The organism is Ramlibacter sp. (assembly GCF_035554825.1).
Classification (GTDB): domain Bacteria; phylum Pseudomonadota; class Gammaproteobacteria; order Burkholderiales; family Burkholderiaceae_C; genus Ramlibacter.
In genome coordinates, this window is record NZ_DATMHS010000137.1 from 57,429 (window position 1) to 75,758 (window position 18,330).

Consider the following 18,330-nt stretch of genomic DNA (forward strand, 5'->3'; position numbering starts at 1 on the left):
CTCTACACGCACGGCGACAACAGCGTGGAGCGGAGTTGCTGGTGACGTGTGTCGTTGCTCACGCCTTCAGCTTGTCAAGCTTCGCCACCAAGTCCTCGGCACGCAAGTGCGTATAGCGCTTCAGCATCTGCATGGACCTGTGGCCGCTGATTGCGGACACCTCCTGATCGCTCAGCCCACGTTCGACGAATCGACTCACGGCTTCGTGCCTCAAGTCGTGAAAACGGAAGTCCGCGCATCCGACTGCCCGTTTGATGTCGAGCCAAATCTTGTTGAAGTTGTACGGTCGACGCTTGCCGTCACGCCCGGGCTCGCCGAAGAACACAAGATCGGTGTCTATCGGTCGAAGGGAATTGGTCAGCGCCTTCTTGAACAATGCGGTCGCTTGTGCGTTCAACGGCACGGTGCGAGGTAGCGTGTTCTTCGTTTCGACCAGGCGCACTACACGACGCGACAAATCGACCTGACCTCGACGCAGGCTCGTGATCTCTGACGAGCGCATGCCGGTCGCAAGTGCAATGCGCACGATCCAGCCGAGCATCGGGTTTGAGTGTCGGTCAACGGCCGCGAAGAGCGCGGCTTCTTCATGCGCGTCGAGTCGCCGGTTTCTCCCTGCGCCTGGCGCCGGCCGGCGCACGTTCAACACCGGGTTGTACGTCAGGCCCAAGCCCCACTCCTTCACGGCAACCGTGAAGAGGTGCCCTAGAAGAGCCAGCTCAAGACGAACGGTATTGGTCGCGCGAGGGACTGGCATACCGTCTTTGCCCTTGCGGTCCTCGCCGGCGAGGCGCGCGTCTCGGTAGTGCGAGATCAATTCCGGAGTGATCGCCGCGAGGGAGTATTTCCCGAAGTGCTCGACCAACGGAACCGACCGCCTGAGCTCGCCAACCTGTGTCAGCGGCCGCTTCGTCGGCGTCACCTCGTCCAGGTAACGTCGGATGGCCCTTTCAAAGGTGAGGCGCTCCGACGGCGCGCGCTGCACATAGAGGCCGCGGACCATCTCGTCTTCCGCTCGCCGTGCCCAATCCTCCGCGTCCTTCTTGAGTCGGAACGTCTTGATCGTTGTCGGGAATCCCGTCTTCCGAATGACCGCCTTCCACGTGCCAGAAGGAGTCTTGACGATGGTGGGCATGGGCGCTCGGTTCAGTGGTGTGATTCACGACTGTACCGCAACTGTACCGATCGCCATTTTGACCCGACCTTCCTAGGCCGGAAACCACGCGGAATCCGCATGGATCCTAGGTCTTATGTTGGTGCGAAGGTGGTGGACTGGGGGATTATGAGTCCTCTGCTCTAACCAACTGAGCTAACGCCCCCCGCGGCCGATTCTACGAGCCGGGGCGGTTGTGGCTCAGCGCGTTGCTGACCAGCTTCGACGTGATGTCCACGATCTGGATCATGCGGTCGTAGGGCATGCGCGTGGGGCCGATCACGCCCACGGTGCCGACCACCTGCCCGTCGACCTCGTACGGGGAGGTGACCACCGACAGCTCCTCGAACGGAACGACCTGGCTTTCGCCGCCGATGAAGATGCGCACGCCCGCCGCCTGGCTGGAGATGTCCAGCAGGCGCATCAGCTGCGTCTTCTGCTCGAACAGGTCGAAGGCGCGCCGCAGCTGGCCCATGTCGCTGGAGAAGTCCTGCACCTGCAGCAGGTTGCGCTCGCCGGAGATCACCACCTCGTCCTGCTGGCTCATCGCCTCGGAGCTGGCCTCCACCGCGGTCTGCATCAGCACGGCGATCTCGCCGCGCAGGCTCTCGACCTCCGCCTTCAGGCGCTCGCGAACCTGCTCGATCGCCATGCCCGCGTAGTTGGCGTTCAGGTAGTTCGCGGCTTCGATCAGCTGGCTCTGGGTGTAGTCCTGCGCCGTGAAGACGACGCGGTTCTGCACGTCGCCGTCGGGCGACACGATGATCACCAGGAAGCGTTTCTCCGACAGCCGCAGGAACTCGATGTGACGAAAGACCGAGGACCGCTTGGGCGCCATCACCACCCCGACGAAGTGCGACAGGTTGGACAGCAGCTGCGCCGCGTTGGAGATCACCCGCTGCGGCTGGTCGGCCGCCAGGCTGGGCGCCGACAACAGCTGCTCGCGCTGCGCCGTGAGCATCGTGTCGACGAACAGGCGGTAGCCGCGCGCGGTGGGGATCCGCCCGGCGGAGGTGTGGGGGCTGGCGATCAGGCCCAGGTCCTCCAGGTCCGCCATCACGTTGCGGATGGTGGCCGGCGACAGCTCGAGCCCCGAGGCGCGCGACAGCGTGCGCGAGCCGACCGGCTGGCCCTCGGCGATGTAGCGCTCGACCAGCGCTTTCAGCAACAACTTGGCACGGTCATCGAGCATCATGGACTGCCTTAATTTTAATCAGAGTCGCCGCGCCGGGGGCCCTCGTCCGGGCAAGACCCGCCGGCCGGGGGCCGCGTGGTCGCGGCGCCGGCCACGCGCGCGGCGCCGGCGGCCGGGCGCTGGTCCGCATCATGCGCCGCGGGCCGGCCCGCCTTGTGGGGCGGATGGCACAGGGCGCGGCCGCCCCGGTTGTCGGGGCGCGGCCGCCGCCGATAATCAGGCGATGAAATCCCAGTTCCGCCAGGTGGCGCTGATCGGCAAGTACCACGCCGCCGTCTCCCAGGCCGCCGCGGGGCTGACGCGCGCCGCCCTGGAGGACATCGGCCGCTTCCTGGGCAGCCAGGGCTGCGACGTGGCGATCGAGCGCGAAACGGCGGCCAGCACCGGCCTCGCCGGCTACACCGTGCTGGACCTCGCGGCCATCGGCGAGCAATGCGACCTGGTGCTGGTGGTCGGCGGCGACGGCACGATGCTGGGCGTCGGCCGCCAGCTGGCCCGCCACGGGGTGCCGCTGATCGGCATCAACCAGGGCCGGCTGGGCTTCATCACCGACATTCCGCTGGACCACTACCGGGGCATCCTGGAGCCGATGCTGCACGGCGCCTACGAGGAGGACCTGCGCAGCCTGATGCACGCGCAGGTGTTTCGCGACGGCCAGTGCGTGTTCGACGCGCTGGCCATGAACGACGTGGTCGTCAATCGCGGCGCCACCTCGGGGATGGTGGAACTGCGGGTCGAGGTCGACGGCCATTTCGTCGCCAACCAGCGCGCCGACGGGATGATCGTCGCCTCGCCGACCGGATCCACCGCGTACTCGCTGTCGGCGGGCGGGCCGCTGGTGCACCCGTCCACCAGCGGCTGGGTGCTGGTGCCGATCGCGCCGCACACGCTGTCCAACCGGCCGCTGGTGCTGCCGGAGGTTTCCGAGATCACGATCGAACTGGTCTCCGGCCGCGACGCCAGCGCCAACTTCGACATGCAGTCGCTCGCGTCGCTGCTGCACGGCGACCGCGTCACGGTGCGCCGCTCGGAGCATCGCGTGCGGTTCCTGCACCCGGTCGGCTGGACCTACTTCGACACACTCCGAGAAAAATTGCACTGGAACGAGGGGAACTGATGAGCCTGCGGCGCATTGCCCTGCGCGACTTCGTCATCGTGCGCGAACTCGACCTGGACTTTGCCGGCGGGTTCAGCGTGCTCACCGGGGAGACCGGCGCCGGCAAATCGATCCTGGTCGACGCGCTGCAGCTGGCGCTGGGCGCGCGCGCCGAAGGCGGCGTGGTGCGCGAAGGCGCGGCACGGGCCGAGATCAGCGCGGAATTCGACGGCTCGCCCGCCCTGCTGGCCTGGCTGGAGCAGGCCGGATTCGAGTCCGAGGACGGGTTGCTCCTGCGCCGCAGCATCGATGCCCAGGGCAAGAGCCGCGCCTGGATCAACGGCAGCCCGGCCACCGCCACCCAGCTGCGCGAGCTGGCCGAGCAGCTGGTGGACATCCACGGCCAGCACGCGTGGCAGAGCCTGACCCGGCCCGACGCCGTGCGCGAACTGCTCGACGCCTATGCCGGCGTGAACACGCAGCCGCTGGCGCAGCTGTGGCAGCGCTGGCGGGCGGCCCAGCGCACGCTGGCCGAGGCGCGCGCGGCCCAGGATTCGCTGCAGCGCGAGCGCGAGCGGCTGGCCTGGCAGATCGGCGAGGTCGACAAGCTGGCGCCGGGCGCCGACGAGTGGGACGAGCTCAACGCCAGCCACACGCGCCTGGCCAACGCGCAGGCGCTGCTCGAGGCCGCGCAGGGCGCCTTGCAGGCGCTCGAGGGCGAAGACGGCGGCGCCGCCTCGCAGCTGGCGCGGGCCCAGGGCCTGCTGGAGGGGCAGGAACACGTGGAGCCGGGCTTTCGCGAGTTCGCGCAGGTGCTGGCGTCCAGCCTCGCGCAGGCGCAGGACGCCGCCCACTCGCTGCACGCCTACCTGCGCAAGACCGACCTCGATCCGCAGCGGCTGGCCCAGCTCGACGAGCGCATGTCGCAGTGGATGTCGCTGGCGCGGCGCTACAAGCGCGCCCCGGCCGAGCTGCCGGCGCTGCTCGCTTCCTGGCGAAGCGAGCTGGCGCGGCTGGACGCAGCCGCCGATCTCGGCGCGCTGGAGGCGGCGGCCCGGGCCGCGGAACAGGCCTACCTGGCGGAAGCGCAGGCGCTGTCCAAGAGCCGCTCGAAAGCGGCGCCGCAGCTGGCCAAGGCGGTATCGCTGGCGATGCAGGGCCTGGGCATGCAGGGCGGCCGCTTCGAGGCCAGGCTGGAGCCCACCGGCGAACCAGGCGCCGGCGGGCTGGAGCAGGTGAGCTTTCTGGTCGCCGGCCACGCCGGAACCACGCCGCGCCCGGTCGGCAAGGTGGCTTCGGGCGGCGAACTCTCGCGCATCGCGCTGGCGATCGCCGTCACCACCAGCCGGCTCGGCACGGCCCAGACGCTGATCTTCGACGAGGTGGACGCCGGCGTCGGCGGCGCCGTCGCCGAGACGGTGGGCCGCCTCATGAAGCAGCTCGGCCGCGACCGGCAGGTGCTGGCGGTCACCCACCTGCCGCAGGTCGCGGCCTGCGCCGACCACCATCTGGTGGTGTCCAAGCACTCCGATCGCGCCGGCCCTTCGAGCACCGTGGCCGCGGTGCATGGCGAACAGCGCGTCGGCGAGATCGCGCGCATGCTGGGCGGCGAGAAGCTGTCGGGCACGACCCTGGCCCATGCCAAGGAGATGCTCTCCACGGCGGCCGTGGACGCGGCCAAGCCATGACGCTGGAAGTGGTCCTCATCACCGGCATGTCGGGCTCGGGCAAGTCCGTCGCCCTGCACGCCCTGGAAGACGCCGGCTACTACTGCGTCGACAACCTGCCGCCGGAACTGCTGCTGCCCTTCGTGGCCCTGGAGCGCAAGAGCAGCGCCGAACGGGTGGCGATCGCAGTGGACGTGCGCAGCGCCACCTCGCTGCCGCTGGTGCCCGCGCAGCTGCGCGAACTGCGCCGCGAGCACGTCAACGTGCGGCCGCTCTTCCTGGACTCGACCACCGACACCCTGGTGCGCCGCTTCTCCGAGACCCGGCGGCGCCACCCGCTGTCGAGCGCGGCCGCGAATTCGCAGGAGCCGCGCGACGGCCAGCGGGCGCTGGTGGATGCGATCGAGCTGGAGCGCGAGCTGCTGGGCGAGCTGCGCGAGCAGGCCCACGTGATCGACACCAGCGTGATCCGGCCGACGCAGCTGCAGGCCTACGTGAAGTCGCTGCTGTCCGCGCCCGTCAGCCAGTTGACGCTGGTGTTCCAGTCGTTCGCGTTCAAGCGCGGCATTCCGGTCGACGCGGACTTCGTGTTCGACGTTCGCATGCTGCCGAACCCGCACTACGAACCGACGCTGCGCGACCTCACCGGCCGCGACGAACAGGTGCAGGCCTTCCTGCGCCAGCATCCCGACGTGCAGCGCATGAACGAGCGGATCGCCCAGTTCATCGACGAGTGGCTGGAACCGCTGGCGCGCGACCACCGCAGCTACGTGACGGTGGCGATCGGCTGCACCGGCGGGCAGCACCGCTCGGTGTATCTGGTCGAGCAGCTCGCCGCCTGGTTCGGCCAGCGCTGGACGGCGCTCAAGCGCCACCGCGAGCTCGACGCCGGCTAGGGAAATTCAGTCCTGCAGCAGCAGGCGCTGGACCGGCGCCGGCAGGCCGATCTGCCCGAACTGCGCCGGCGACATCCACGCCCCATCGCGCCGCTGCAGCGCTTCGGGGCGCACCCGCACGGCGACCGAATGCAGGTACAGGTCCTTGTGGGTCAGCACGTGCAGGAAGGGCGGCGCCTCGCGCCAGTCGCGCTGCTCGTGGCCGTCCAGGGCCGCGCCGAGTTCGTCCGCGCTGCCGAAGACGGGCAGGCAATACAGGCCGGCCCAGATGCCCCGGGGCGGGCGCTTTTCCAGCCACACCGCGCCCTCGTCGGTGGCGGCGCGCAAGAGCCACAGCGACTGCGAGCCGCGGCGCAACTGCCGCGTCTTGACCGGGTAGTGTTCCGGCGTGCCTTGGCGGCGGGCGACGCATGCGCTGGCCGCGGGACACAGCAGGCAGGACGGGTTGCGCGGCAGGCAGATCGTCGCGCCCAGGTCCATCAGGCCCTGGGTATAGGCGGGCATGCAGCACTGCAGGTCGCGCCTGGGCAGCAATTCCTGCGCGTATCCCCACAGCTGCCGCTCGTTGCCGGCCACGGCGAGGTCGGCGTCGAAGCCGAGCACCCGCGTCAGCACCCGCTTGACGTTGCCGTCCAGGATCGCGGCGCGTTCGCCGAAGCAGAACGACGCGATCGCGGCCGCGGTCGACCGGCCGATGCCAGGCAGGGCCTCCAGCAGTTCCGGACGGCGCGGGAATTCGCCGCCGTGGCGCGCCATCACCTCCTGCGCGCAGCGATGCAGGTTGCGGGCGCGGCTGTAGTAGCCCAGGCCCGACCAGCAGGCGTAGACCTCGTCGAGCGCGCCGGCGGCAAGCGCCCGCACGTCGGGGAAGCGCGCGAGAAAGCGCGGGTAGTAGTCCAGGACGCGGGCGACCTGCGTCTGCTGCAGCATGATCTCCGACAGCCACACGCGATAGGGATCGCGGGTGGCCTGCCAGGGCAGCCCCTGGCGGCCGTGTGACTGCTGCCAGCGCACGATGCGGCCGGCAAACCCCGCCGGCAGCGCCGTCATGCCGACTTCAGGAGCGGTTCGGGCGCCGCGGCTTGTTCGGCGGGCGCCTCGATCAGCTGGCCGGTGAGCTCGGCGAGCTTGGCTTCGAGCGCCGCCAGCGCGACGTCCTGGCCGTCGATCTCGGCGATGCGCTCGTCCAGTCCGGAAGCGGCCTGCTGGATGCGCTCGATGGCCTCGATCCGGCGGCCGAAATTGCGCCGCCGGTCGCGCAACTGCGCGTCGAGCTGCGCGGCGGCCGACTTGTTCCACAGTTCGAGCTCGCCCAGCGCCGATTCGTAGATCACGCGCAGGCGCGTCGCCAGCGCGCGCACCAGGCGGTCGGCGAATTCGGGCTGCGCCAGCCGGAACATGTTGCCCATGCCCAGGTACTGGTTGTGGCTGCGCTCGACCAGGTCGAGGTCGCGCTGGAAGCGCGCCAGGTCCGGCTCGCGCGGCGCCTGCAGCGAGAAGCCGTATTCGGCATTGAGCTGGCGGAAGGTGCCGGTGAGCATCGACTGGATCTCGGTGCTGCTCGCCTGCGCCTGGCGCAGCGTGGCGCGCAGCCGGTCGAAGGTCTGTGCGTAAGCCTTCCTGGCGCCCAGCTTGATGCCGGGCTGGCGCAGCTTGGCCGTGAGTTCGGCCATCTCGGTCTTCAGCGCCGGCGTTCCCAGCAGCGCCAGCACCTCGCGCAGCAGCTTCAGGTGGACCGAGCGCACGGCATGCACGCGCGCGCCGCTGACGTCGAACTCGCGCTGCTCCTGCTCGATGCGCGCGCGCATCTGCCGGATCACGGCGGTGTTCTTGCCGCGCAGGCCTTTCAGCTCCATGGTCTGCTCGGCCAGGTCGCGGCGCCGGATCTGGATCGCCCGGCCGGCCTCGGCCCGCAGCGACGCGATGTTGGCCGACACGGCCGCGCGCAGGATGGTGCGGCGGTGGCCCATCACGCCCTGGCTCAGCGCCCGCTCGAGCACCGGCAGCTGGCTCGCCTGCAGCAGGGCCGCGTCGTCGTTGATCTTGGCCACCAGGCCCTTCTGCGCCGACACCGGGATCACCTGCTCCTGGCCCAGGCCGAGGATCTCCGCCGAGGTGGAGCGCTGGCGCTCGATCTCGGCCTGCACCTCGTAGGGCGTGCGCAGCGCGTCCCACATCATGTCGATCTTGTTCAGCACCACCAGCCGTGAATCGGCGGAGTCGCCGTCGCTGATCAGGTGTTCGCGCCAGATCGCGAGATCGGACTTGGTGACGCCGGTGTCCGCCGCCAGGATGAAGACGACGGCATGGGCCTGCGGGATCAGGTTGACCGTGAGCTCGGGCTCGGCGCCGATGGCGTTCAGGCCCGGGGTGTCGAGGATCACCAGCCCCTGTTTGAGCAGCGGATGGGCGATGTTGATCAGCGCATGGCGCCAGCGCGGCACTTCGACCTTGCCGTCGGCGCCGAGCAGCGGATTGTCCTCGGGGAATTCGTCGTGCCAGAAGCCGAGCGCGCGCGCCTCGTCGATGGTCACGCGGCGCACCTCGGACACCCGCTCCAGCGCCTCGGCCAGCTGGCCGGCGTCGTTGACGTCCAGGTCGAACCGGGTCCACTTCTCGGGGACCATGCGCCATTCCATCAGCGGCTGCGGCTGCAGCCGGGTCTCGATGGGCAGCAGGCGCAGGCACGGCGGGACTTCGCTGTCGTAGCCCAGCTCGGTGGGGCACATCGTCGTGCGCCCGGCGCTGGCCGGCATGATGCGGCGCTTGTAGCCGGCAAAGAAGATCGCGTTGATCAACTCCGACTTGCCGCGCGAGAACTCGGCGACGAAGGCCACCATGACCTTGTCGGAGCGGATCTGGGTCTCGAGCCGGCGCAGCCGCTCTTCGACGGCGGCGTCGAGCAGGTCGTGGTCGCGCAGCCATTCCGACAACAGCTTCAGGCGCAGCGCGAACTGGCGCCGCCAAGCGCCATGCCGGTCGAACTGTTCGTTGAAGGAAATGGCCACTGGGTCCCCGAGTGTGATTTTTGAATATAGCATCGCCCCCCGGCCGGCCGCTCCCCGCTGGCCGCAGGCATCACGCGCGTGTCGTTTTTCCGCGAGCCGGGCCGCGAGGCTCAGGCCTTCTGGCAGGCGGGGCAGAAGTAGGTGGCGCGCTGCCCCTGGCGGATCGCCTTGACCGGCGTGCCGCACACGCGGCACGGCTGCCCCGCGCGGTCGTACACCATCGCATCGAGCTGGAACAGTCCGGCCTCGCCGTGCGCATTGCTGAAGTCGCGCAGCGTGCTGCCGCCCCGCTCCACCGCCCGCGCCAGCACGCCGCGCACGGCCTGCCGCAGCTTCTCGGCCCGCGGACGGCTGATCCGCGACGCGCGCAGCGTCGGCCGGATGCCGGCCAGGAACAGCGCTTCCGAGGCGTAGATGTTTCCGACGCCGACCACCACGTCGCCGGCCAGCAGCACCTGCTTGATCGGGGCGTGCCGGCGCCGCAGGCGCTCGTGAAAGCCATCGAGATCGAACGCCTCCGAGAACGGCTCGACGCCCAGGCGCCCGAGCAGCTTCACGGCTTCGGGAGCGGCCTCGCCGGGCGCGTAGACCACGGCGCCGAAGCGGCGCGGATCGTTCAGGCGCAGGACGCCGCGCGTGGTGACCAGATCGAAGTGGTCGTGCGTGCCGGCATCGGGCAGCGACGGCGCGAAACCGAGGCTGCCGGACATGCCCAGGTGCAGCAGCAGCACCCCCTCGTCGAGATCGAGCAGCAGGTACTTGCCCCGGCGGCGCACGCCCAGCACCGTGCGGCCCACCAGCAGTTCCGGCGCCACCCCGAGCGGCCAGCGCAGCGGCTTGCCCAGGCGTACCGCTTCGATGCGGCCGCCCGCGATGCGCCCGGCAAAGCTGCGGCGGGTGACTTCGACTTCGGGCAGTTCTGGCATCAGCTTGGCTTCAGGGGCCTTGGATTATTATCAATCGATGAAGCGATTCCCCCTCGCCGGCGCGCTGCTGCTGGCATGGTCTCAGCTCACCGCCGCCCAGCCGGCCCAGCCCCCCGCGACCGACCTCGCCGCCGCGGAACGGACCGCGCTCGACGCGGAGCTCTTCTATGAACTGCTGCTCGGCGAACTCAATGCCCGCGGCGCGGAGCCGGCGACCGGCTACGCACTGATACTCGACGCCGCCCGCAAGACCAACGACCCCGCGCTGTACCAGCGGGCCGTTGACCTCGCGTTCCAGGCCCGCTCCGGCGACGCGGCCTTGCAGGCCGCTCGGGCCTGGAAGCTGGCGTTTCCGACCTCGCGCGAGGCCAACCGCTATGTCCTGCAGATCCTGCTGGCGCTCAATCGCGTCGCCGACTCGGCCGAACCCCTGAAAGCGGAGATCGCGCTGGCCGACGCCAAGGACCGCAACGCGGCGCTGGCGCTCATTCCGCGCAACTACTCCCGCGTCTCCGACAAGCGGCTTGCGGTCAGCGTGGTGGAACAATCGATCGCGGAATACCTGACGCAGCCGGCGACGGCGAGCGCCGCCTGGACCGCCGTGGGCCGCGTCCGGCTGGCCGCCGGCGATCGCCAAGGCGCGATCGAGGCGGCGCAGCGGGCGCAAGGCGCCGGCCCCACCGCGGAGGGTCCGGCGCTGCTGGCGCTGGAGCTGATGGATCCCAAGCAGCCGGAGGCGGAAGCACTGGTGCGGCGCTACCTGGAAGGCAAGCCGCTGCCCGAACTGCGCATGGCCTACGCCCGCGAACTGCTGGAGGCGCAGCGCTATGCCGAGGCCGCGCAGCAGGTGCAGGTGGTGACGCGCGACAAGCCCGACTACCCGGAGGCCTGGCTGGTGCAGGGCACGCTGCAGCTGCAGGACAACCAGGACAGCGCCGCCGAAGCATCGCTGAAGCGCTACCTCGAGCTGGCCCAGGCCAACGGCAGGACCGAGGACCGCAGCCGCGGCCTCGCCCAGGCCTACCTGTCGCTGTCGCGGATCGCCGAGAAGCGCAAGGACCTGGCCCAGGCGTCCGCCTGGCTCGATCGCATCGAGAACGCGCAGGACCTGGTGGCGGCCCAGCAGCGGCGCGCCACCCTGCTGGCCAAGCAGGGCCGCATGGACGAGGCGCGCAAGCTGCTGCGGTCGCTGCCCGAGCGCAACCAGGCCGATGCCCGCACCAAGCTGCTGGCCGAAGTGCAGCTGCTGCGCGACAACCGGCAGTACAAGGCGGCCTACGACCTGCTGGGCCGGGCCGCCGCCAAGCCGCCGGTGGACCCGGACCTGCTGTACGAGCAGGCGATGCTGGCCGAGAAGATCGGCAACCTGGGCGACATGGAACGGCTGCTGCGGCAGGTGATGACGATCAAGCCCGACTACCACCATGCCTACAACGCCTTGGGCTACTCGCTGGCCGATCGCAACATGCGCCTGCCGGAAGCGCGCGACCTGATCAAGAAGGCGCTGACCTTCGCGCCGGACGACCCGTTCATCAGCGACAGCCTGGGCTGGGTGGAATTCCGCATGGGCAACAAGGCGGAGGCGCTGCGCATTCTCGACACCGCGTACAAGGCGCGGCCGGACGCCGACATCGCCGCCCACCTGGGCGAAGTGCTCTGGAGCCTGGGCCAGCGCGCCCGCGCCGAGGCGATCTGGAAGGAAGGGCTGCTGCTGAACGCGGACAACGACACCTTGCAGCAGACGCTCAAGCGGCTGCGCGTCAAGCCATGAGGATCCGCTGGACGCCGGCGGCGCTGCTGCTGGCCCTGCTCGCCGGCTGCGCCAGCGCGCCCCCGGCCCTCGCCCCGGCCGCGGGCGGGACCGGACCGTGGAGCGGCCGCCTCGCGCTGCAGGTCAAGGACAACGCCAGCCAGTCGTTCGCGGCGATGTTCGAGCTCAAGGGCAGCGCGCACGCCGGCGAGCTCACGCTGTCCAGCCCCATCGGCGGCACGCTGGCCGTGCTGACCTGGTCGCCGGGCTCGGCGACCTTGCGCAGCGACGGCAAGACCCGCGAGTTCGAGTCGGTGGACGCGCTCGTGGGCCACGCCACCGGCGCCGCGATCCCGGTGGCCGCGCTGTTCGACTGGCTGCGCGGCATCGCCACGCCGGTCGCCGGCTGGCGCCCCGACCTGTCGCAGCTGCCGGCCGGCCGGATCGCGGCCACGCGACTGGAGCCGCCACCCGAGGCCGACCTGCGGGTGGCACTGGACCGCTAGGAGCGCCGGGTGAAGGCGCTCTACGATGTCCCGGCTCCGGCCAAGCTGAACCTGTTCCTGCACGTGATTGGCCGCCGCGCCGACGGCATGCACCTGCTGCAGTCGGCGTTCATGCTCATCGACTGGTGCGACACGCTGCACTTCGAACGGCGTGCCGGCGGCGGCATCAGCCGGGACGACCTGGGGCCGGCGCTGCCGGCCGATGACCTCACGGTCAAGGCGGCCCGCGCGCTGCAGCAGGCCACCGGCGCGGACCATGGCGTGCACATCGCCCTCGACAAGCGGGTCCCGAGCGAGGCGGGCATGGGCGGCGGCTCGTCGGACGCGGCGAGTTGCCTGCTGGCGTTGAACCGCCTGTGGGGCCTGGACCTGCCGCTGTCGAGCCTGGCGCGCATCGGGCTCGCGCTGGGCGCCGACGTGCCGTTCTTTCTGCACGGCCACAACGCCCTGGTGGAGGGCATCGGCGAGCAAATCTCCCCGGTCGAGCTGCCGCCGGCCCGGTTCGCGGTGGTGAAACCGGCCACCGGATTGGCCACCGCGCGCATCTTCGCCGACCCGGCGCTGAAACGGGACACGGACGCTGCTATAATCTCAGGCTTTGCTGCAAACCCTTACGGCACCACGGACCCTTACCGGTTCGGCCGCAACGACCTGCAGCCCGTGGCCGAGCGTTTATGCGCCGGCGTGGCCCAGGCGCTGCAATGGCTGGGGTCGCAAGGCCTGCAAGGGCGGATGACGGGTTCAGGCAGTGCGGTGTTTGCGCCGCTGCCTGCAGGGCAGGCGATGCTGGCGGCCCCGGCGGGCTGGCAAGCGCGGGAATGCAGCAATATGGATGTCCATCCTCTGGCAGGCTGGGCACCCAGCGACGATTGATCGGTGGCCGGCTGGTAGCAGCCGGTAACCCGTGTAGGGGAGTCGCCAAGTTGGTTAAGGCACTGGATTTTGATTCCAGCATGCGAGGGTTCGAGTCCTTCCTCCCCTGCCAAATACGCCGCGCGTACAGGCACTAACGTTCACTTTCGCTGGGTCACTCCATGCAGGTTGCTCCCCCCACCCCCGATTTCATGGTGTTCACAGGCAACGCCAATCCGGCCCTCGCGGCCGAGATTGCCGGACACCTGGGCATCTCGCTGGGGGCGGCGAGCGTGGGTCGCTTCTCCGACGGCGAAGTCACCGTCGAGATCAACACCAACGTGCGGGCCCGCGACGTGTTCGTGGTGCAGTCCACCTGCGCGCCGACCAACGACAACCTGATGGAACTGCTGATCATGGTCGATGCGCTCAAGCGCGCCTCGGCCGAGCGGATCAGCGCCGTGATCCCCTACTTCGGCTACGCCCGCCAGGACCGTCGGCCGCGTTCCACCCGGGTGCCGATCTCGGCCAAGGTGGTGGCCAACCTGCTACAGAAAGTCGGCGTGGCGCGGGTGCTGACGATGGACCTGCATGCCGACCAGATCCAGGGCTTCTTCGACATCCCGGTCGACAACATTTATGCGTCCCCGGTGCTGCTGGGCGACCTGCGCCACAAGAGCTACGACAACCTGATCGTGGTGTCGCCGGACGTCGGCGGCGTGGTGCGCGCCCGGGCGCTGGCCAAGCAGCTGAACACCGACCTGGCGATCATCGACAAGCGCCGGCCGCGCGCCAACGTCAGCGAAGTGATGCACGTGATCGGCGAGATCGACGGCCGCAACTGCGTGATCATGGACGACATGATCGACACCGCCGGCACCCTGGTGAAGGCGGCCGAGGTGCTCAAGGCGCGCGGTGCGAAGCAGGTCTATGCCTATTGCACGCACCCGATCTTCTCGGGTCCGGCGATCGAGCGCATCTCGAACGGCACCGCGCTGGACGAGGTGGTGGTCACCAACACCATTCCGCTGTCGGATGCGGCGCGCAACTGCACCAAGATCCGGCAGGTGTCGGTGGCGCCGCTGATCGCCGAAACCATCCAGCGGATCGCCAAGGGCGATTCGGTGATGAGTCTGTTCTCGGACCAGGAGAACCTCTTCTAGAGAGGCTCCCCGGACGGGACATGCAAGCGGGCCTGCCGACGCGGGCCCTTTTTTGAAACGGAGCCACACTGGTCGCGGTGGGCTTCAACCGGAGTGAAAACATGAAATTCGTCGCTTTCGAGCGCGCCAAGCAGGGCACGGGTGCGAGCCGCCGTCTCCGCAACACCGGCAAGACGCCGGGCATCGTCTACGGTGGCGAGGGCCAGCCGCAACTGATCGAGCTCGATCACAACGCGCTGTGGCACGCCCTCAAGAAGGAAGCCTTCCATTCCACCATCCTGGACATGGAACTCAACGGCCAGGCCGCCAAGGTGCTGCTGCGCGACGTGCAGGTGCACCCGTTCAAGCCGCTGGTGCTGCACATCGACTTCCAGCGCGTGGACGCCAAGACCCGTCTGCACATGAAGGTGCCGCTGCACTACGTGAAGGCCGACGAGTCGCAGGCCGTCAAGTTCGACAACTGCGTGGTCAACCAGGTCATGTCCGAGATCGACATCTCCTGCTTCCCGGGCGACCTGCCCGAGTTCATCGAGGTCGACCTGTCCGGCCTGAAGAAGGGCATGTCGCTGCACCTGAACGACATCACGCTGCCCAAGGGCGTGACCGCCGTGACCCGCGGCAAGCCGAACCCGGTGCTGGTCTCGGTGGTGGTGGTGGGCGGCGAGGAAGCGGCCGAGGCCGGCGCGGCCGAAGCGGCTGCCGGCGCGGCGGGTGCCGCGGCTGCCCCCGCTGCGGCCGCCGAACCGAAGGCGGCCGCCAAGGGCGATGCCAAGGCCCCCGCCAAGGCGCCGGCCAAGAAGTAAGCTGACGGCGACGCCCGCCCGGGCGTCCGGCGTCCCGGTAAACGGCCCGCTCGCGCGGGCCGTTTTGTTTGTGCCACGCAGATAATCCCGCCATGATCAAACTGTTCGTCGGGCTCGGCAATCCGGGCTTCGAATACCAGCTGACCCGCCACAACGCCGGTTTCTGGTGGATCGAGGCGGTCGCCCAGGAACTGAAGGCCTCGCTCGCGTTCGACAAGTCGTTCCAGGGGCTGGTCGCCCGCGCCGCGCCCCACGGCCATCCGGTGTGGCTGCTCGCGCCGCAGACGTTCATGAACCTCTCGGGGCGCTCGGTGGCCGCCCTGGCGCGCTTTTTCAAGATCGCCCCGCAGGAAATCCTGGTGGCGCACGACGAGCTGGACATCACGCCCGGCCAGGCCAAGCTGAAGTTCGGCGGCAGCCATGCCGGCCACAACGGCCTGCGCGACATCCACGCCCAGCTGGGCACCGGCGACTACTGGCGCCTGCGCCTGGGCATCGGCCATCCCGGCGTGAAGGAGGAGGTCGTGAACTGGGTGCTGAAGAAGCCGGCCCCCGACCAGCGCACCGCCATCGAGGACTGCATAGAGCGCACGCTCAAGGCCGTGCCGGCCATGATGGCCGGCGAAATGGACAAGGCAACGTTGCTGGTGCATACCAGCAAGCCGCCGCGACCCAAGCCGCCGCGGCCGGAAGGCGTCTGACGGATTCCACGAGAGGAGACCACCATGTTCCATCCATTGCGCGTGCTGTGCCTGCTGGCCTGCGTGGCCAGCTGGAGCATCCCGGCGGCGGCCGGCGAGGTCTGGCGCTGCGGCGACACCTACAGCAACCAGCCCTGTCCGGGCGGCAAGCTGGTGCCGGCGCAGGACGCGCGCAGCGCGGACCAGCGGGCGCAGACGAACCAGGCCGTGCGGCGCGACGCCAAGGTGGCGGACGAGATGGAGAAGGCCCGCCTGAAGGAGGAAGCCAAGCCGGTCGCGGCCGCGATTCCGAGCCCCAGGGAGGAGCCGGTGCCGCCGGCCGCGGCTGACCGCACCGTGTCGGGGGCCGTCGCCAAGAAGCCGGCCTACTTCACGGCCGTTTCGCCGCGCAAGGCCGAGGCCAGCAAGAGTCCCAAGAAAAAGGCCAGGAAGAAAGCGCGCAAGGCCGCCTGAGGCCTCAGCCGCCGCCCGACGCTGCGCCCGGCACGGCGGGCAGCGCGGGCTCGGCCGGCGTCCCCGTTTCCGGCTTCCCCGTCAGGCGCTGGTACTTGCGCCACAGCGAATCGCGGCTTTCCAGGTGATCGGGATTCAGGGGGATGCAGGCGACGGGGCAGACCTGCACGCACTGCGGCTCGTCGAAGTGCCCCACGCACTCGGTGCACTTGCCCGGGTCGATCTGGTAGATCTCGGGCCCGAGCGAGATGGCCTCGTTCGGGCATTCCGGTTCGCACACATCGCAGTTGATGCACTCGTCGGTAATCATCAATGCCATGCCAGCACCCGTGGACAACGCTTCACTTCTGGCATTATCCCCGGCTGCATGAGCATCTTCCTCGTCAAGCGCCTCATCACCCTGATTGCGACGCTGGTAGGCGCGTCGGTGGTGGTGTTCCTGGTGCTGGAAATCCTGCCCGGGAACGCCGCGCAGATCCTGATGGGGCCGGACGCCGCCCCCGAGGCCGTGCAGGCGATGGCCGTGAAGCTGGGACTGGACCGGCCGGCGATCGAGCGCTACTGGGACTGGGTCGGGGGGCTGCTGGTCGGCGACCTCGGGTTGAGCTATGCGTACAGCACGCCGGTGTCGGAACTGGTGCTGGAGCGCCTCACGCTGACGGTGCCGCTGGCGTTGATGGCGATGACGATCACATCCGTGCTGGCGCTGGCGGCCGGCATCTACGCGGCGGCGCGCCACAACAAGCTGGGCGACCTGGGCGTGATGGGCCTGTCGCAGATCGGCATCGCGATTCCCAACTTCTGGTTCGCCATCCTGCTGATCCTGCTGTTCTCGGTGCACCTCAAGTGGTTCTCGGCCGGCGGCTTTCCCGGCTGGGAGGAAGGCGTGTTCGAGGGCATCAAGGCCCTGCTGCTGCCGGCGATCGCGCTGGCGGTGGTGCAGTCCGCGATCCTGGCGCGCATCACCCGTTCCGCCGTGCTGGAGGTGCTGCGCGAAGACTTCGTGCGCACCGCGCGCGCCAAGGGCGTGTCGCGCGCCGGCACGCTGTGGGGCCACGTGCTGCGCAACGCCATGATCCCGGTCATCACCATCATGGGGCTGCAGTTCGCGGAGCTGCTGGCCGGGACGATCGTGGTGGAAAGCGTCTTCTACCTCCCGGGCCTGGGCCGCCTGATCTTCCAGTCGATCTCCAACCGGGACCTGATCGTCGTGCGCAACTGCGTGATGCTGCTGGCGGCGATGGTCGTGACCGTCAACTTCGTCGTCGACCTGCTGTACGCGGCCATCGATCCGCGGGTCAAGGCCAGCGACATATGAGGATCACCCGATGAGCACGCTCCCGGTCGCTGCCGCGCCGCTGGCGCCCGGACCCGGCTTCTGGCGCCGGGCGCTGCAGCATCGCAGCTTCGCGGTCGGCGCCGTGCTGAGCGCCCTGCTGCTGATCGCCGCGCTGCTGTCCTTCGCCTGGACGCCGCATTCGCCCTACGAGATGAACCTCGACGCCAAGCTGCTGGCGCCCAACGCCACGCACTGGTTGGGCACCGACGCCTACGGCCGCGACGTGGCGTCGCTGCTGCTGGTCGGCGCGCGCGCGTCGATCGCCGTCGGCCTGATCGCGGTGGGCATCGGGCTGATCGTCGGCACGGCGCTCGGGCTGCTCGCCTCGGCCAGGCGCGGCTGGGTCGAGGAAACGATCATGCGGCTGGCCGACTTCGGCTTCGCATTCCCCGCCATCCTTTCGGCGATCATGCTCACCGCCGTGTTCGGGCCGGGCATGGTGAACGCCATCATCGCCATCGGCATCTACAACATCCCCACCTTCGCGCGCATCACCCGCGCCTCGGCCAACGTGGTCTGGTCGCGCGAGTTCGTGATGGCCGCCCGCGCCTGCGGCAAGGGCGCGTTCGCGATCACGCTGGAACACGTGCTGCCCAACATCATGTCGGTGCTGATCGTGCAGGCGACGATCCGCTTCGCGATCGCGATCCTGGCCGAGGCCGCGCTCTCGTACCTGGGCCTGGGCACGCAGCCGCCGCAACCGTCGTGGGGCCGGATGCTGAGCGAGGCCCAGACGCTGATGTTCCAGGCGCCGCTGCTGGCGGTCTTTCCAGGCATCGCCATCGCTTTCGCGGTGCTCGGCCTCAACCTGCTCGGCGACGGCCT

The 18,330-nt window shown here is 69.5% G+C and carries 18 protein-coding genes and 1 tRNA gene; 13 read left to right on the top strand and 6 right to left on the bottom strand.

Annotation, left to right across the window (positions count from 1 at the left end):
• Nucleotides 1-58: 58 nt before the first annotated feature.
• Together VNT59_RS17595 and hrcA are read right to left on the bottom strand one after the other, a co-directional pair.
• Nucleotides 59-1,132, bottom strand: a complete 1,074-nt coding sequence (locus VNT59_RS17595) for a site-specific integrase (protein WP_325500487.1) — start codon at nt 1,130-1,132, stop codon at nt 59-61.
• A 196-nt stretch (nt 1,133-1,328) separates the two neighbouring features.
• Nucleotides 1,329-2,342 (bottom strand): heat-inducible transcriptional repressor HrcA, encoded by a 1,014-nt coding sequence (hrcA, locus tag VNT59_RS17600; protein ID WP_325500521.1) that lies wholly within the window; start codon nt 2,340-2,342, stop codon nt 1,329-1,331.
• 226 nt (nt 2,343-2,568) lie between these two features.
• Between hrcA and VNT59_RS17605 the strand changes: the two genes are divergently transcribed.
• From VNT59_RS17605 to rapZ, 3 genes are read left to right on the top strand one after another with little or no spacing between them, the layout of a single operon-like run.
• The gene (locus VNT59_RS17605) at nt 2,569-3,462 is read left to right on the top strand and encodes an NAD kinase (RefSeq protein ID WP_325500489.1); all 894 of its coding nucleotides are present in this window, start codon (nt 2,569-2,571) and stop codon (nt 3,460-3,462) included.
• The gene (gene recN, locus VNT59_RS17610; protein ID WP_325500491.1) at nt 3,462-5,129 is read left to right on the top strand and encodes a DNA repair protein RecN; all 1,668 of its coding nucleotides are present in this window, start codon (nt 3,462-3,464) and stop codon (nt 5,127-5,129) included. The genes VNT59_RS17605 and recN overlap by 1 nt, the downstream gene beginning before the upstream one ends.
• Nucleotides 5,126-6,004 (top strand): RNase adapter RapZ, encoded by an 879-nt coding sequence (gene rapZ, locus VNT59_RS17615; RefSeq protein ID WP_325500493.1) that lies wholly within the window; start codon nt 5,126-5,128, stop codon nt 6,002-6,004. Before recN ends, rapZ begins: the two co-directional genes overlap by 4 nt.
• A 6-nt stretch (nt 6,005-6,010) precedes the next feature.
• Here the strand turns inward: rapZ and mutY are convergent, their stop codons facing one another.
• The 3 genes from mutY to mutM form a co-directional block, all read right to left on the bottom strand.
• Nucleotides 6,011-7,054, bottom strand: coding sequence for an A/G-specific adenine glycosylase (gene mutY / locus VNT59_RS17620; protein WP_325500494.1), 1,044 nt, complete (start codon nt 7,052-7,054; stop codon nt 6,011-6,013).
• Nucleotides 7,051-9,045, bottom strand: a complete 1,995-nt coding sequence (locus VNT59_RS17625; protein ID WP_414708411.1) for a dynamin family protein — start codon at nt 9,043-9,045, stop codon at nt 7,051-7,053. The genes mutY and VNT59_RS17625 overlap by 4 nt, the downstream gene beginning before the upstream one ends.
• Nucleotides 9,046-9,122: 77 nt before the next feature.
• Nucleotides 9,123-9,938, bottom strand: coding sequence for a bifunctional DNA-formamidopyrimidine glycosylase/DNA-(apurinic or apyrimidinic site) lyase (mutM, locus tag VNT59_RS17630; protein ID WP_325500498.1), 816 nt, complete (start codon nt 9,936-9,938; stop codon nt 9,123-9,125).
• Between the two features lie 37 nt (nt 9,939-9,975).
• On the opposite strand from mutM, the gene VNT59_RS17635 reads away from it, so the two are divergent.
• From VNT59_RS17635 to VNT59_RS17670, 8 genes are all read left to right on the top strand, one after another.
• The gene (locus VNT59_RS17635) at nt 9,976-11,709 is read left to right on the top strand and encodes a tetratricopeptide repeat protein (RefSeq protein ID WP_325500500.1); all 1,734 of its coding nucleotides are present in this window, start codon (nt 9,976-9,978) and stop codon (nt 11,707-11,709) included.
• Nucleotides 11,706-12,194, top strand: coding sequence for an outer membrane lipoprotein LolB (locus VNT59_RS17640; protein WP_325500502.1), 489 nt, complete (start codon nt 11,706-11,708; stop codon nt 12,192-12,194). Before VNT59_RS17635 ends, VNT59_RS17640 begins: the two co-directional genes overlap by 4 nt.
• Before the next feature lie 9 nt (nt 12,195-12,203).
• Nucleotides 12,204-13,067: a 4-(cytidine 5'-diphospho)-2-C-methyl-D-erythritol kinase gene (ispE, locus tag VNT59_RS17645; RefSeq protein ID WP_325500504.1), complete on the top strand. Its 864-nt coding sequence runs from the start codon at nt 12,204-12,206 to the stop codon at nt 13,065-13,067.
• 35 nt (nt 13,068-13,102) lie between these two features.
• A tRNA-Gln gene (locus tag VNT59_RS17650) sits at nt 13,103-13,179 on the top strand.
• A 49-nt stretch (nt 13,180-13,228) separates the two neighbouring features.
• Nucleotides 13,229-14,209 (top strand): ribose-phosphate pyrophosphokinase, encoded by a 981-nt coding sequence (locus VNT59_RS17655; RefSeq protein ID WP_325500506.1) that lies wholly within the window; start codon nt 13,229-13,231, stop codon nt 14,207-14,209.
• Between the two features lie 101 nt (nt 14,210-14,310).
• Nucleotides 14,311-15,012 (top strand): 50S ribosomal protein L25/general stress protein Ctc, encoded by a 702-nt coding sequence (locus tag VNT59_RS17660; RefSeq protein WP_325500508.1) that lies wholly within the window; start codon nt 14,311-14,313, stop codon nt 15,010-15,012.
• 92 nt (nt 15,013-15,104) lie between these two features.
• Nucleotides 15,105-15,713, top strand: coding sequence for an aminoacyl-tRNA hydrolase (gene pth, locus VNT59_RS17665; RefSeq protein ID WP_325500510.1), 609 nt, complete (start codon nt 15,105-15,107; stop codon nt 15,711-15,713).
• Nucleotides 15,714-15,737: 24 nt separating this feature from the next.
• Nucleotides 15,738-16,166 (top strand): hypothetical protein, encoded by a 429-nt coding sequence (locus VNT59_RS17670; RefSeq protein ID WP_325500512.1) that lies wholly within the window; start codon nt 15,738-15,740, stop codon nt 16,164-16,166.
• A 4-nt stretch (nt 16,167-16,170) separates the two neighbouring features.
• Here the strand turns inward: VNT59_RS17670 and VNT59_RS17675 are convergent, their stop codons facing one another.
• The gene (locus tag VNT59_RS17675) at nt 16,171-16,485 is read right to left on the bottom strand and encodes a YfhL family 4Fe-4S dicluster ferredoxin (protein WP_325500514.1); all 315 of its coding nucleotides are present in this window, start codon (nt 16,483-16,485) and stop codon (nt 16,171-16,173) included.
• A gap of 48 nt (nt 16,486-16,533) precedes the next feature.
• Here VNT59_RS17675 and VNT59_RS17680 point away from each other — a divergent pair, with 48 nt between their 5' ends.
• Nucleotides 16,534-17,484 (top strand): ABC transporter permease, encoded by a 951-nt coding sequence (locus VNT59_RS17680; RefSeq protein WP_325500516.1) that lies wholly within the window; start codon nt 16,534-16,536, stop codon nt 17,482-17,484.
• A gap of 10 nt (nt 17,485-17,494) precedes the next feature.
• Nucleotides 17,495-18,330: ABC transporter permease (locus VNT59_RS17685; RefSeq protein WP_325500518.1), on the top strand; the 836-nt coding region annotated here is incomplete at its 3' end.

Bases quoted from the DNA above. Each gene is read 5' to 3' on its own strand.
- VNT59_RS17595 (WP_325500487.1), bottom strand. From the start codon at position 1,132: ATGCCCACCATCGTCAAGACTCCTTCTGGCACGTGGAAGGCGGTCATT.
- hrcA (WP_325500521.1), bottom strand. From the start codon at position 2,342: ATGCTCGATGACCGTGCCAAGTTGTTGCTGAAAGCGCTGGTCGAGCGC.
- VNT59_RS17605 (WP_325500489.1), top strand. From the start codon at position 2,569: ATGAAATCCCAGTTCCGCCAGGTGGCGCTGATCGGCAAGTACCACGCC.
- recN (WP_325500491.1), top strand. From the start codon at position 3,462: ATGAGCCTGCGGCGCATTGCCCTGCGCGACTTCGTCATCGTGCGCGAA.
- rapZ (WP_325500493.1), top strand. From the start codon at position 5,126: ATGACGCTGGAAGTGGTCCTCATCACCGGCATGTCGGGCTCGGGCAAG.
- mutY (WP_325500494.1), bottom strand. From the start codon at position 7,054: ATGACGGCGCTGCCGGCGGGGTTTGCCGGCCGCATCGTGCGCTGGCAG.
- VNT59_RS17625 (WP_414708411.1), bottom strand. From the start codon at position 9,045: ATGCTATATTCAAAAATCACACTCGGGGACCCAGTGGCCATTTCCTTC.
- mutM (WP_325500498.1), bottom strand. From the start codon at position 9,938: ATGCCAGAACTGCCCGAAGTCGAAGTCACCCGCCGCAGCTTTGCCGGG.
- VNT59_RS17635 (WP_325500500.1), top strand. From the start codon at position 9,976: ATGAAGCGATTCCCCCTCGCCGGCGCGCTGCTGCTGGCATGGTCTCAG.
- VNT59_RS17640 (WP_325500502.1), top strand. From the start codon at position 11,706: ATGAGGATCCGCTGGACGCCGGCGGCGCTGCTGCTGGCCCTGCTCGCC.
- VNT59_RS17655 (WP_325500506.1), top strand. From the start codon at position 13,229: ATGCAGGTTGCTCCCCCCACCCCCGATTTCATGGTGTTCACAGGCAAC.
- VNT59_RS17660 (WP_325500508.1), top strand. From the start codon at position 14,311: ATGAAATTCGTCGCTTTCGAGCGCGCCAAGCAGGGCACGGGTGCGAGC.
- pth (WP_325500510.1), top strand. From the start codon at position 15,105: ATGATCAAACTGTTCGTCGGGCTCGGCAATCCGGGCTTCGAATACCAG.
- VNT59_RS17670 (WP_325500512.1), top strand. From the start codon at position 15,738: ATGTTCCATCCATTGCGCGTGCTGTGCCTGCTGGCCTGCGTGGCCAGC.
- VNT59_RS17675 (WP_325500514.1), bottom strand. From the start codon at position 16,485: ATGGCATTGATGATTACCGACGAGTGCATCAACTGCGATGTGTGCGAA.
- VNT59_RS17680 (WP_325500516.1), top strand. From the start codon at position 16,534: ATGAGCATCTTCCTCGTCAAGCGCCTCATCACCCTGATTGCGACGCTG.